The organism is Legionella nagasakiensis (assembly GCF_900639915.1).
Taxonomy (GTDB): domain Bacteria; phylum Pseudomonadota; class Gammaproteobacteria; order Legionellales; family Legionellaceae; genus Legionella_A; species Legionella_A nagasakiensis.
In genome coordinates this window covers 64,390-79,185 of the sequence record NZ_CAAAID010000013.1, presented here as the reverse complement: position 1 = coordinate 79,185, position 14,796 = coordinate 64,390, and the positions used below count along the sequence as shown (strand labels likewise).

Genomic DNA, 14,796 nt, shown 5'->3' with positions numbered 1-14,796 from the left:
TCTTCTTTTACTTACGTGCTGTTTTATATACAGCATCCATAATGGCGCAAGTGCTTTTCCATCAAAGTTCCTCTCCTCATACGCTGCAATAGAAAGGATCATTTTATTTTTTACTATAATAAAAAGTAAGCGTACCTTGGGGTACAAATCATGCCTAAGGTGATTCAACAGAAAAGATTTTATGAGTCTGTTACCAGGAATAATTCTTCAGGGGTTATTGCCAAATTTAGGCAATTAGGAGCTACGCAATCTGGGTATCTTCTTACAGGAAGTGGGGAAGCTTGCTCTTTTACCACCTTGGATTTTCATCGCGCTTTAAGTCAAGGGTGTTTGCTGTACACTCTGAAAGTCTCAAAGCCGAGGTTCGTAGTCCTCAATAGAAGTGGATTTTTTAATTGAATGGTAGGGATGTTAAAAAAAATTTATATTTGGTGGGTACACACTTACCTGATTAGGACAATGTGCTGAATTCAAAATAATCGGCCTTGACCTTGTATGACTTAAGTGCTCTAAAATATTTCATAAGACAGTACGACTGTCGATTTTGTAATGAGTTCACTGTTGAGGAACCCCATGAAAATTTCTCGCGAACTTCTAAACCAAGCAGTAAAAGAAAAAATCATTGATACAAAACAGGCTGAATCCTTATTTCAATTTTTAAAAATTAAGTCTCATGAAGCTCCCAGTTTTAACTTTACTCATATTACTTACTATTTTGGTGGCCTCTTAGCCATTGGGGCGATGACCTTATTCATGAATTTAGGTTGGGAACATTTTGGCGGCTGGGGTATTTTTATTTTGTCTATCCTTTATGGGATTTTAGGCTTAGGGCTAACCACTTTATTAGAAAGAAAGAATCTGGTTGTGCCTGCGGGGATTTGTGCAACCTTTGTAATTTGTATAATACCATTGGCTATTTATGGTTTGCAAAACGCAATGGGATGGTGGCCAGACGCTAGTGTTTATCGAGATTATCATGCCTATATTCAATGGCATTGGATATTCATGGAATTGGGCACACTGGCGGCTGGTATTATCTTAATTTGGTTGTATCGCTATCCGTTTATGATGATGCCGATCGCCGTGACTTTATGGTACATGTCCATGGATCTTGCCGCCATGCTAGGGCAAGAGGTGGGATTTAATTTTGAACTGCGCTCGCTGGTTTCCATGTATTTTGGATTGGCGACGGTTTTTCTCGCATTTTGGGTTGATTTGCGCTCAGGCCCTTCCAAGGATTATGCATTCTGGTTATATCTATTTGGGGTTCTTGCCTTTTGGGGCGGTTTAACATGCCAACATTCAGACAGTGAATTATCGAGATTTATTTATCTTTGCATTAATTTATTGATGATAGGCGTAGGCGTGTTACTGGTAAGAAAGGTTTTTGTGATCTTTGGCGCCTTAGGGGCAATTTTGTACTTTGGTCATTTGGCATGGCAAGTATTTGCCGACAGCCCTTTTTTTCCTGTCGCTTTGACCGCAATTGGAATATTAATTATTTATTTAGGAACGTTATGGCAGAAAAATGAAGTCTGGCTTACTCAGAAAGTCCAGACCATTCTGCCTGAAACGCTACGGGATACGTTAAACGCAAGAGAATAAAGAAGTCACCGTTTGATGATGGTGATAGATGATCTTTTTACATCCTTCACGATCATTAAAAATGATGTCTGCTTAACAGCGACACGCTAGCTCTTGCTGAGCTATCTCAGGCGGATGAAAAGAACGATTCTCTTTAGAGGCAAATAGACTTCTACCTCGAGAACCTACCGCCATACATTCCGCTGTATCGGTTAAACTTGCCGTGGGCTGAGAGCGATAACCTAACGCATCCAATACTTTTGAGGTTGTACTTCCGGGGACTTCCTCTATGACTATCTTGTTATCATTTGCTGCCGCAGATATAACTTTCTGTTGTTTAAGCCGATATAAATTCGCTAAAACAAGCGTGGACTCAAGTATCACCAATGCAACACCAATTGCAGGATTTAAGGTAATCCCTAATGCAACAAACAAACCGGCTGCCACCAAGGTAATCATTGAGTTGTAGGTTAAACTTACAAATAAGTTTTGGAAAATGTTTTGTTTTGTTTTTGTTGCCACATCAAATGCGGTTGCAATGGGGAATAACAATCCTTGCTGTACCACGATGCCTGCATGTTGCTGTGTGATGTCATCCCCAATACTGGATTTAACAGCAATGCCTACATCGGAATAAGCAATCGCTGTGATATCGTTGGCTGCATCACCCACCATGGCGACTTTACGGCCTTTGCTTTTTAATTGCCGAATATAACTTGTTTTAGAGATTTCGCCAGTTTTAGTGACCGCTCCTACTGCATTCGCACAAATATTATCTTTAGAAATACCCAATAATGCTGCGTATTTTTCTGCATAGGCTCTATCTGATCCCGTACAGATATGCACGGTTTTGCCAAGACGCTTTAATTGATCGACGGTCGTCTTGGCGTCTTCACGCAAAGGGTCAGTTAAGGAAATTTGTCCTATTACTGTCTCCCCACGCACAATATAAATAGAACCATTGTCAGGATTATTATAGGGTTCATTAATATGTGTAACGCCATTTGCCAGTAACATATCTTTATTGCCGATAATGAATGTCTCGCCGTTAATCACGCCTTTTATGCCAGAGTGATGGCTTTTATCAACAGAAGCTATTTCTAATGCTTCACTGGCAGCAAGTCCCTGTTCTTCTATATAAGACTTAATAATTTTTGCCGTTGGATGCGTGGATTGACCTTCTAGTAATGCGAGATGGGGCAAAAATTTTTTATCTGCAATATGCAAAGCGTGCACCGTAATTTTACCTTGAGTAAGCGTGCCATTTAAGTCAAAGACAATGGCATCAATGTCAGCTGCTGCTTGCAGCGCTTTGCCATTATTAAAATGAATTCCTTGTTCAGAGGCTTTTTTCATACCGATTTTAACGGCCATGGGGGTAATCAAACTCAAGGCACATGGGCAAGCACTCACGAGAACGGACACAACGCATTGAATGGCAAGTGCTGGGTTAAACAATGAACCTATAACAATGCCTGATACCAGTGCTATTGTAATTAAGCCGGGAATAAAATATTTCAATACTTTATTCGCAAATACTTCAACAGGCGCTTTTTCAGCATTCGCTTGATTAATATTTTTTGCGATTAATGATAGATAAGAGTTTTGATAAGTTTTTGTAACACGCATTTCCAATGAAGGAACATGATCCGCTAAACGCATGCCAGCTTTCACAACATCACCTGGGTTAAATTCTTTAAGCTCGGGTGAGCCATCGATTCGTGTGGTATAAAGCAGTGCTTTTGTCGTTAATACCCCATCGACAGGAATAACACTTCCGTTATGAACGATAATAACATCGTTAGGAATTAATGTTTTGACTGAAACTTTCTTATTCGGGGTACCTTTTAATAGAACGACCGGAGGCACACAATCACGTACATCTAGTTTTTTACTAATTTCACCGATTAGGGTATGTTCAATTCCTTCACCCAAATGCCAAAAGCCTAAAACAAGAGGAGCGGCTTCAAACATCATAGGTAGGCCAGGGACAAATAGGCTTACGAAAGACACGGCAAGGATGGTCAATGTGCTAATCGCATATAAAGTTGTAGTGTCCCATCTTTTTTCAAGCAACGCGCGCCATGCTGATTGGTAAACAGTGCGTCCCAAATATAATGTCATCAAAGCAGTAAGACCTGTTATGACATAATAAGCCATCACAGGAATGTTAAAACTCCCGATGGAAAGGACGAGTAAGCCTATTCCCCAAGCCAAGCCTAATGCCGCTTTAAACCAATGATTCTCATGACCATGGGAGTGGTCATGGGAGTGGTCATGGGAGTGGTCATGGGAGTGGTCATGGGAGTGGTCATGGGAGTGGTCATGGGAGTGGCTATGGGAGTGGCTATGGGAGTGGCCGTGTTTAGTTTTCTTGCGTTTTTTAATGTGATCGGGGTGTAGGGGCTTAGATCTATGTACATGATCTTCATGTTCCATGTCCTCTTCATTCCAAAGCGTTTCTACCTCTATCATGTCGCGTACGGTAATTCCTTCTGCCAGCAAAAGCTGTGTCATTCTGGCTTGTATGGCTATAGTGTCTTTGGATTTACACAACAAACTGATGCTTTTGTGTTGGCTAGTCAAATCGATTGATGCCCGTACTAATCCCAATCTTTGGGCTTCATTCAATATCCGTTCAATTTTTTCTGCAGTGTGTTCCTGATCGAGAAGTTGATCATCCTCTGAAAGGTGGAATCGATGATTGCTATACATTGGTTTCCTCCACGTTAAAAACTATATAGATGCTAAAAGGATAACCGTTCACTTTTTACAAACTTCCCCTTTGGAATGAAGTTTTCCTGATTTAAACCAGTTGCGTGTCGTATTAATTTCAGGCATGTCATTGACAGTTACAGTAAACTTTTAAACCTAGAATTGGTTAAAATATGGTTAAGCAAAGTAGTGCAAAAAACCGATAAGGTAGTAGCCTACTAACATCGCAAAAGTGTTATATTGTAACATTTTATTGCTGAAGAACAAGAAGCATTAAATAATTTTTAGACTGAAGAATTTTTGTCAAAGAAACTGTTTGTAGTCTAGGGCATGCCTTGCTCTCAACATTGACCAAACAAAATAACCTAGGAAACTGATGTTAGATTTGTTTCCACATGCTAGATCTAGCCTGACCGGATTGTTTTTATCCTCATTGGTTGGTTAAAACTGCCTAATGCCAATATTTGACTCAGACTTGGGAAATCAGGTAGAAATAAGGTTTTAATTGGATATTTCAGAAATATGGATATAAAACAATATTGTTCTTATTTAATGTTAATGCTGTGTGGCTCTGCATGGGGAATAACGACTGCCACGAGCAATTTTGCAAGAGTCATAACCATTACTGGTGGAGTAGCTGTATCTCAGCCTGGTGAAACTCAAACATTATATCCTACCAATGTAATCAATATTCCTATTATAGGGTTAAGCAATGGTGTGCCTGCCGTTGTGGGTTCAACGTCTGTAACCAACACAGTTGCTAATACTTATAATGCTAAGAAACATTGGCAGGCTATAGGGACAGGTGAGGTATTTTTGGGTTTGCAATGGCTAATCAACCCTTTGATTATTAACCAGCTTGGTGTCGCTTTTGGAGGGGCGGGAGAGGCCAATTTGCAAGGTACAATTACTATTAATTCCGTTCCTAGCGGTTCTCAATATAAGTATCAAACCAACCATGGGAAAGTGGTTGCTCGTGATAAACTCTTATTTTGCTTGCCAAACTATTCTATACAACCTTTTATAACGGGTTCATTTGGCGCTTCTTTTAATACAGCGCATGGTTATTATACTTATCCCATGATCAATTCAAGTGTTTCTGCCCCCTGGTTTGAAGATAAAACGCAATCTTTTAGCTACACTTATAGCCTTGGGTTAGGTATTCAGAAAAATATAAATAGAAATTGGAATGTGGCACTTGGGTATGAGTTTGCAGATTGGGGGAGAAGTGGCTTAGGAAGTGGCACTTTTGGCGTTCAAGACGATATTCAAATATTGGGAACTTCTTTTACGGTTTCAGAGCCGGCAACGTATAATGGTCCAAAATTATCACATATATACACGCACAATGTTTTATTGAGCGTAAGTTACCTGTATTAATGGTATATTGAAGATCATTTCAGCAAAGAATTTACAACAATATGGAAAACATTACTCTTTATCATAATCCTCGCTGTTCTAAATCAAGAAAAGCATTGGAAATATTGCGAAATAAAGGTTTCAATCCTATTGTGATTGACTATCTTAAAACCCCGCTTGGGATTGAACAATTGAAGACATTACGGTCTCATTTCGCGCTCAAGGATTTCGTTCGAATCCATGAAAATATCTTTAAAGAACTGGGATTGTCACTGGATAATGAATCGCAGGTTTTACAGGCCATGTTCAAAGAACCCATATTGATGCAGCGCCCAATTGTTACTTATAAAGACAAAGCCATTATAGGGCGTCCGCCTGAGAAAATTTTGGAGCTGTTTAGTTAATATTTATTTGGGGATTCTGGATGAAGATATTTAACGCAATGTTCTCTAAAGTTAATGGCGGACTGGAGCAAGTGTTTTTAAATTATATTCCTGCTTTAAGTTCACAAGGGAATCAGGTCATTCCAATGATTCATCCTAAGGCTGAAATAAAGGGAAACTGCCCCAAAGAAAATCTTATAATGATTCATAATTACAACCAACATGATCTTTTTGCAGTCTTCAGACTGCGGAAACTGATTAAAGCGTACAAGCCAAATTGCATTATTACGCACAGCTACAGAGCTGCTTATTTATTCAAAAAAGCCAGAACCAACGTTCCTAAAATTGCAGTATGCCATGTTAAAGGCCATTATAATTTTGGTTCTGATGCCATCATTGCCATTACAGAGCAAATGCGCCAGGACATTATTAATTCTGGAATACCGGAACATACTGTATTTACTGTACCTAATATGATTCATATTCCCAAACATTCAGCTTATAAAGAACCTAAAAAAACAGACATTCCTGTCATTGGCGTATGTGCGCGATTTACAGCAATTAAAGGGGTCGATGTATTTATTGAGGCGCTGGCTGAGCTGAAAAAAAGAAACATAGCATTTAAAGCAAAAATCGCTGGAGATGGGCCAGAAAAAGACAACTATATGAAATTAATTTACCGTCATGGCTTGGAAAATGATGTGATTTTATTAGGTTGGATTGAAAACAGAAACGCATTTTATCAAGACATTGACGTATTCTGTTTGCCCTCTCGCGAGGAGGCGTTTGGTTTGGTCATTTTAGAGAGCATGCTTCATTCATTACCCATGGTTCTTGCCCGATTGTCAGGACCAATTGAAATTATAGGCAATTCAGAAAGTGCATTATTTACTCCTTCAGGAGATCCAGTGCGTATGGCGGATGAATTAGAGCGCATCATAAAGGACAAAAATCTGGCTAAAGAACTTGGATATAAAGCGTTTCAGCGAGTGCAGAATTACTCAAATCATAACGTAGCCCCAATTCTTCAAAATGTTTTGGACACAGTTTGTAGAAACCATCAGGGATAACGCCTAACTATTTTTACATCGAGGCTATTTTTTTATTTTTTTCTCTGATAAGATTCAAAACTTAGCTATTGAAAATTCCTGCTAAACCTCTTTGTGGATATCTTTTTGATCTGCGCTTTTATTTCCTTTGGGAATTATTCTTTTTTTTCATAAAATCTCAATAAACATAAGGGGTGTCGCTTATTTTAATAAGTTCCTCTTTTATTCATTTATCCACAAAATCTGTGGATAAAGTTGTGGGAGAATCATTAAATCCTGTCTACAGTCCGTGGCATTGTGAGGCTGGTTTGCCAGATTTAGGCAACATAGAAGGCCTATAAGTATTTAGCGAGTATGGTTTTCATGAGCTCTGGGGTTAAAGGCTTGGTATATAATTCATTCATTCCGGCCGATATACTTTCATTATAGGCCTCATTGAATGCATGTGCTGTTAATCCCACAATGGGTGTTGTTTTCCTGTGGTTAATTAATTCCCAATTGCGAATCCGCTGAGTTAGCTCATACCCTGAGAGCCCTGGTAGGCCGATATCGGTAATGATTAAATCAAATGGTTCCTTTTTTGCCAGTTCTAATGCTTGTTCACCATCCATAACGGAGCTATATTTGCATCCAAATTGAGAGATAAAGTTTTCAAGAATCTTAAGGGCCAGCAAATTATCTTCAACTAATAATAGTTTTGTGGAATTTAACGGTGCGTTAAGAGAATATAGGGTAGATCCATGAAGATGAATGTTATCGTGATTGCTTGCCTTAAGCCTGGAGCCTATATCGAAATTGAAATCGAAAAAGAACGTTGTGCCTACCCCAGGTTTACTTTCCAAGTGTATTTCGCTTCCTAATGATTTGGCATAGCTTTGGGCTATATGCAGCCCAACACCATGACCAGTGTATGAACCTTTATAAGAGGGATTCACACGGAAAAATCGATCAAAAACTTTTGCTTGATTTTCTTTTGATATGCCAATGCCTGTATCCGTGATGCGAAACTGCAATCGTATTGTTTTTTTTGATGTTGATAATGTTTTGATTCCTAAGATAATTTCACCAGTATTGGTAAATTTGACTGCATTTCCAATGAGATTTAAAAGGATACAATGAAGTTTGGTTCGGTCGGATTTGATGTATTGGGGAATTTGATGGTCAAGTTTTAAATAGATAGCAATCCCTTTTAATTCGGTTGAGGGTTTTACTAATTTTATGAGGTCATTTAAAAGCTCATAAAAATCAAAGGATTCTTTTATCGGATGTTGTTCGTGCAGATTATCTGCCTGGATAATATCCAAAATACTGTTTAAAAGGCCAAGTAATTGTTTGCCACTTTCATTCAACCATTTTACATATTGAATGTGTGTTGGTTCTTTTAGTAAACCCAGAAGCATTTCAGACATCCCTACAATTCCGCCTAAAGGTGTTCGTATGTCATGGCTCATGTTGGCAATAAATTCCGTTTTAGCGTGATTGGCTGTTTCGGCTGCTTCTTTTGCTTTTTTTAATTGCAACTCATATTGTTTTTCTTCTGTGACATCGACGGCAACTCCGGTAACACCACAGCAAATCCCATTGTGATCAAATATGGGGAAGCCGTTGTCCATAATCCAACGAATTTCACCATCTGGTCTAATGATTCGATAATGCTCTGAAAATCTTGCAGATGCTCCTAAGCATGTGATCTTATCCGCCATTTCATGAATGGGATGTTTCTTTACAGCATCCTCTGGATGTAAAAACGTGATCCATAACTCAGGATTAGCGTAAAGTTCTTCTCGGGAGCGTCCCCATATTTTTTCATAGGCGGGACTTATGTATTGAATTTTTATAAAATCTGGGCTGCTTAACCAATAGACATTGTCACTTTTTTCAGCTAGTTTAGATAAAAAACTTCCAACATCATCCAGCGTCAAATTGAGCTTTTCATGCTTTCTCATTAATGATCCAAAAGAAAATCTTCGTGTTTATTTTAGCAAACGTTCGCGCTTCTAATATATGGGGTCAACAACAACTTGGTAATCGTTGGTGGTGACTATTATTGGGTAAAGAGGATGAGGTTTTCGGCTTTGAAAAATAATTAATTGCAAGAATACTTGCTCCAACCCCTACACTAACTCCACCGGCGACAATCCCGGTCATGCTGCTAATGCCAAGAGCTGCGAAGGGAATTCCTCCTGTTGCTAGAGCCAGTGCCGCTAAACCTGCTGTAAACAGAAGGTAACCTAACGCATGCATGCTATTGCTCGATAGGATACTCATAAAAAAACTCGGTGATGATTGTGCAGTGTTCATCGCTTTTAAGTGGCTAACCCATGGGGTAAATTGAGCACGCTCAAAGATAGTCATATTTTCTAAATGAGCTCTGGTTTTACCTGGTTGCGGCGCCATTTGTTTTACAAAAGCAAACCATTCTTTATTCAAAGAATCAGCCAACTTCTTTGTTTTCCGGCGGGCAAAGAAGCCTCGCATATACGATTGGATTGTTATTGCGGCGTGCGTCCTTCCTGCTTCGTTTGCCCGGCTAAGTATGCATTTTATTTCTAAGATTTTATTTTTTAATAATTCATTTTGAGTTTTTAACCCCAAACAAGAATTATCCCAATTTATCTTGGCCAATTGCAAAATAATTTCCGAATGCTTTGCAGTATCTAATTTTTCTAATGAAACAAGTGCTTTTGACAATTGTTCCTTTAGAGTTTTCTGTTTTTCCATTCGCGCATGCATCAGTCTTGATTCCAATCGAGTCATTAAATCTTCAAGATCTTCAGTGTTTTCACTACAAGTAATTCTTAGATAGCCTTTCTTTGAGGAAACTCCAAAATAGGATAGCGGTGCAAGCATAACTGAATTCTTAAATAACAGGGAATAGGCTATGTCTTCATCTGAAACAATGTTGCCAATTTTGCCCAAGGCCTTATAGGTATCTTCAGATAGCGGTTCTCCAATAAGATCGCTAAAATCTCCTAATACATAAAACGTTCCTTTCGGCTTTTCAAGACAACCAGGTAAATTGGCTCCCATCTTTATAAGGCGTCTGTGAACGTACTCCACTTTAGGACGATAAAAATTAATTGTTTTTTGTCTTTCATCGTCTGTAAAGTGAGCCATTGCTTCTGCATAGGCTCGTTGTAGAGAAATTGGGGCATGTCCGCAATTAGTAATATTGTTTTGCACCAACTCCGCCATGATTTGGGCGTTAAATGCTATGGTGATGGCCATCCGTTCACCGGCAGCGGATAAGCTTTTTGTGGCAGAGCGCATCACAATAATTCGGTCTTTTAAATCGGGGGCAACGGTTAGCAGAGAGACGTGTTTTTCATCAAGCGCCATCTCAGCATAAGCCTCGTCCAAAATAATCGTTAATTTAGGGTATGCTTTTAATACGTTAGCTATTTTTATAAGTTCTTTTCTGCCCACGACAGTGCCTAGTGGATTATTGGGATCGCAGAATAAAAAAGCGCGTGGATACCTGTGATCAATGTTTGCAAGTTTATTTGCTTCTTCCAGGCTTCTTTCAAGACTTTCTGCCGTTAATTGATATCCAGGATTTTTCATAACATCAATAGGGTGTAACCTTAAATTTGATCCGGCATATAACGTATAATATGGGTAAGGGGTAATGACGCGAAAACCAGGAACATCATTGTGAAGTTCTTCTAAAGACGAAAAAATGGCTTTTAGGGCTCCAGCGCCACCAACATTGAAAAGGATATGGGAGGCTTGAATGTCTGTTTTATACCAATTCGACATGGCAGCGGCCATCATTTGTCTGGCTTGAGTTTCTCCTTGGGGATGACCATAGGATATTGCTTTTCCAGAATGATTATTCCAGTAATCGGCCAAAAATTGATGGGCGTGTGAATTTAGCGGAAAAGTGGGTTTTCCCATGCCGGAAGCAATGATTTTTAATTTCTTTCGAGAGTTTTCTTCTTGTAGGGCTTGTGTCCACATTGCTAATAGCATAATTTTATCTAATTTGGACGCTCTTTGACCTTCAGGTGTAAGCATTAAAATACCCCCTTAATAATGTATTGTTTAATGCCAACATGATGAAAAATAGGGAGCATATTACTTTTTGTATAAAAATATTTCAAATTGTTTTTTGAAGTTTTCCTATGGGCTATCTTCCGTTCAAATTTCCGAAGGTCGATGTTTCCAAATTCAAGGACGTCAATCTTTGCAAGATCGTCTGTGCAGACATTGCTGCTGATCAAAGGCTGCATCGTTGCAAGTAGGTAGTGATAGGATTATTCTTTAATGTCAGGAAGTTTTGGCCAAGACTCAAGAACTCTCTTAAGAACTCGCACATGATTATATTTTTTGTCTTTTGCAGCATAAAACAATATAACTTCTGAATTTTGCGCTTTTTCCAGAATGTCTGTAATCAATTCGGGTTTGTTTTTTAATTCCTCAAGGTATTTATTGGCAAATTCAGCCCATTTATCCGGCTCGTGGTTAAACCATTTTCGCAGGGAAGGACTTGGGGCAATGTCTTTTAACCATCGGTCAAAATAGAGCGCATCTTTTTTAAGACCTCGAGGCCAAAGTCTGTCTACTAATAACCATAAGCCTTTTTTAGAAGAAGGAGGTTCGTACACTCTGCATGTTTTTATATCTAAATTAGTCATGATTTATCATCCTTGAAATGATGTATAACACTTTACTGGCCAGAAAAACTCCAAATAATCCTTATGAGGTTTTCCATTTTTATCTTCCAAGGCGAATCAATTATATTCAGTCATTTAGGGGATGTGTACAGGTGTCATCTGATGACTCGAGGTGCAGCAGCTATTTCGTCCCTTGGTCCTTCAAAATTGATTTGGATTGTTTTTAGCCAGCCAATGGTTACTCTTAATGCTCTTTCATTTTCTACGTTAGCATGACCTAGTCTGTGTAAGAATTCATCGGTTAAGGAAGGACGATGCTTATTAAAAAAAGTGCAACTGGTAGGAACGGGTGCATGTTCTCTGGCGATGGTGATCAATCTGTCCAGTTTTTCTCGCTCCGATACAATGTCTTCCTCTATCACTCGATGCATCGCTTCAATGGATTCCCCTTGTAATGTCCCACTTTCTACGCAGGCCACTAGTTCAGCGTAAAGACGTGCTGTTATTAAATCAAGCCCAGATGGTTTGGGTTGAACGGTTTGCAACGCTGCTTCCTCAGGTTCTGATTCGATGCTCTGGGAAGAAGCCAGGGATTGTGTCATTAAGGCATAAGAACGGCCACTACGCTGTCGCTCTTCCTCGCCATCTTCTTCCGGGATTGTCTCTTGTGGTGGTAGCAGAGTGTCTGGTATTAACCTGCTTAAGGTTGTAAGAGTACCCCTGATACTTGTACCTTCATCCAAATGAACTTTGCGTAATTGAGGAAGAAAATGAGTGCTGAGCTGTGGGTCACGAACCGTGTTCCTCAGACGAGTAAAAACAGAAGTTTCATCGTGTGCTATTGCAATTAAAACTCGTAATTTGTTCTCGATGCTGAGGTTTCTTGTCATAATCGCTTGCATTCTTTCAACCACCTGAGGGTGAGCTTGACTGAATTCTGGCTGGGTCATGGTTGATTGGATTAAACGATACAGTTGATGTTGTAGTAAAAGGAGTTTTATTGCTTCCTTATCACCAGCTGCCACAAAAGGTGAAAATGGTGAATGTTCGTCCATGTCAATGGATGCATTTTTGTCCAGTAGCATCCTTATTAGTGTTGTATTCCCTTGGCGTATTGCGATACAAAGAGGCGGTTCCTTGTTATTCCCCCGATTGTTTGGGTCGGCGCCATGGTCTAAAAGGGAGCGCACAGCAGCTTCATTCCCTCGTTGCAGCGCTAATTGTAAAGGTGTGTAACCACTCTCATTTTGCTGTTCTTTATCAGCACCAGCATTTAATAAGCCGATTAATACATCCTCATGATTTTCTTCGGCGGCAATATGAAGCGGTGTATAGCCAAATTCATTTTCGATGGCATCTATGGCAATGCCTTCTTGTGTTATTAAGGTTTGAACAATATCGTTGTTTCCCAACTGCGCAGCAAGATGCAGCGCTGTTATCCCATCGTTATCCGAATGATTGACGTCAGCCCCATGCGCTAATAAATATTGAACCAATTCAAGATCACCTGCACGGACGGCGAAATGTAAGGCCGATCTTCCCTTGGCATCAGGACGATTGATGTCTACTCCATCTTGTGCCACCACATATTCAACCAGCTCACGATGCCCATGAGTTACAGCACAGTGTAATGCAGTAAATCCATTATGACCCATTTGATTGATATCAATTCCTTGATTGACTAGAAACTCAACTATGTTACGGTGGCCATATGTGGCTGCAAGGTGCAATGCTGTAGAGCCGCTTTTTGTTGCTTGATTAATGAGATCGATTCCATCTTGTTCTAATAAACATTTGACCGTGTCGAGATTGCCGTTTGCTGCTGCCTCATGAAATAGTTTAATTAGACGATTATGTGCCTTAGGATCAATATTTGCTCCCTGATGTAATAAATATTGGCAAACCTCAGCCTGGCCATATTCAGCAGCATAATGAAGTGCAGTTAAGCCATTGCTATCTGTTTGATTAATATTTATCCCATTCTGGGTTAATAACCATTGAACGGTTGCAAGATGGCCACTAGCTGAGGCAAGATGTAATGCTGTTATATGGTCTTTCGTGATTTGATTAACATTCGTACCATTTCGTAATAATGCTTGGCAAGTATTGACGTCACCATTCTCAGCAGCAATATGTAGAAGCGTTGCTTCATCAATTCCCTTTCTTTGTGCCCTCTCGGGATTAATTTGATGAATTTGTTTCCAGTCTTCGTCTTCTTTGAGTTCGACTATTTTTTCTCTTAATTCGGGTAACTTGGAACGTCTCACAAAAATCTCGGTGTGAATAACCGTATTACCTTGTTCTCCAACCCCCTCTTGCAATAATCGAGCGATTTGTTCTCTGCCTTCAGGACTATTTATACACACTTTTGGGGGGAGTTGGTTCGCATCGACAAAGAACCACTTCTGTTCTCGTGAGTCATAACTAAGCTCGATTCGATGTTCTAAGTTTTCTATATCCAAGGTAAAATCAACGGCTCCCAAATGATGAGCCAATCTATCCAAATAAATAGTTAACTCATCCGTTGAATAAGCACCAACCCATTGCATTGCTTTTTCTGGAGGATCATTCATTAAAGCATCGGAGAGTGGCAATTGAGCCGCAGCGCGTGTTTGTTGGCTAAGATTGCTTGTCTCAAAAATATCTTGATGATGCTCAGGAAACATATACAGGCTTACGCCGCCAAAAAAAGCATGTAACTCGGTTAATGTTCGTCGATGTAAAGCAATCATCGTTTCGTCACCACTTGCTTCGGCCTCATTGAGACGCCGTTTGATTGAAGAAAATTCATTCTCAAATTCGCTACGTGGCATTCTGTGAATAAGTTCAAGGCGGCTATTAAAAGACTCAATATCACCGGCTAAAAAAGCTTGTTTGGCCATTTCAGCCACGCCAAAACAAATGCCTTCTCCATCGTCGACGTAGTAACCGGCAGCAGCCATTTTGTCGATTAATTCACCGTGTGATAGTGGCGTTGGCATACACGCGCCTCAAAATGATTATTAATTAATCAAATTGTAGACTATTGAGATTAACAGAATATTATTTATTTAATCTTTGTTTAATGTTTGTATACTATAATTTTGCACA

Annotated in this window: 9 protein-coding genes; 4 read left to right on the top strand and 5 right to left on the bottom strand. The window is 39.5% G+C overall.

Going from position 1 to position 14,796, the window contains the following annotated elements; genetic code table 11:
- Positions 1-573 precede the first annotated feature (573 nt).
- On the top strand, positions 574-1,605 hold the full coding sequence (locus tag E1O52_RS10705) for a DUF2157 domain-containing protein (protein WP_133128706.1): 1,032 nt from the start codon (positions 574-576) through the stop codon (positions 1,603-1,605).
- A gap of 72 nt (positions 1,606-1,677) precedes the next feature.
- Here E1O52_RS10705 and E1O52_RS10700 read toward each other — a convergent pair whose 3' ends face one another.
- A complete protein-coding gene (locus tag E1O52_RS10700; RefSeq protein WP_133128705.1) occupies positions 1,678-4,299 on the bottom strand; it encodes a heavy metal translocating P-type ATPase in 2,622 nt (873 codons plus the stop codon).
- A gap of 522 nt (positions 4,300-4,821) precedes the next feature.
- On the opposite strand from E1O52_RS10700, the gene E1O52_RS10695 reads away from it, so the two are divergent.
- From E1O52_RS10695 to E1O52_RS10685, 3 genes are read left to right on the top strand one after another with little or no spacing between them, the layout of a single operon-like run.
- Positions 4,822-5,679, top strand: coding sequence for a hypothetical protein (locus E1O52_RS10695; RefSeq protein WP_133128704.1), 858 nt, complete (start codon positions 4,822-4,824; stop codon positions 5,677-5,679).
- A gap of 41 nt (positions 5,680-5,720) precedes the next feature.
- Positions 5,721-6,062, top strand: a complete 342-nt coding sequence (gene arsC, locus E1O52_RS10690; protein ID WP_133128703.1) for an arsenate reductase (glutaredoxin) — start codon at positions 5,721-5,723, stop codon at positions 6,060-6,062.
- A 20-nt stretch (positions 6,063-6,082) separates the two neighbouring features.
- Positions 6,083-7,111 (top strand): glycosyltransferase family 4 protein, encoded by a 1,029-nt coding sequence (locus E1O52_RS10685; protein WP_133128702.1) that lies wholly within the window; start codon positions 6,083-6,085, stop codon positions 7,109-7,111.
- Positions 7,112-7,425: 314 nt separating this feature from the next.
- Here E1O52_RS10685 and E1O52_RS10680 read toward each other — a convergent pair whose 3' ends face one another.
- The 4 genes from E1O52_RS10680 to E1O52_RS10665 all read right to left on the bottom strand — a co-directional run bounded on the left by E1O52_RS10680 (position 7,426) and on the right by E1O52_RS10665 (position 14,687).
- Entirely contained in the window at positions 7,426-9,036 is a 1,611-nt protein-coding gene (locus E1O52_RS10680) for a PAS domain-containing hybrid sensor histidine kinase/response regulator (protein WP_133128701.1), read from the bottom strand.
- Positions 9,037-9,100: 64 nt separating this feature from the next.
- Positions 9,101-11,107 carry an aminotransferase class I/II-fold pyridoxal phosphate-dependent enzyme gene (locus tag E1O52_RS10675; protein ID WP_133128700.1) on the bottom strand — a complete coding sequence of 669 codons (2,007 nt, stop codon included), beginning with the start codon at positions 11,105-11,107 and terminating at the stop codon, positions 9,101-9,103.
- A gap of 239 nt (positions 11,108-11,346) precedes the next feature.
- A complete protein-coding gene (locus E1O52_RS10670) occupies positions 11,347-11,727 on the bottom strand; it encodes a DUF488 domain-containing protein (protein ID WP_133128699.1) in 381 nt (126 codons plus the stop codon).
- Between the two features lie 134 nt (positions 11,728-11,861).
- Positions 11,862-14,687: an ankyrin repeat domain-containing protein gene (locus E1O52_RS10665; protein WP_133128698.1), complete on the bottom strand. Its 2,826-nt coding sequence runs from the start codon at positions 14,685-14,687 to the stop codon at positions 11,862-11,864.
- Positions 14,688-14,796: the final 109 nt, after the last annotated feature.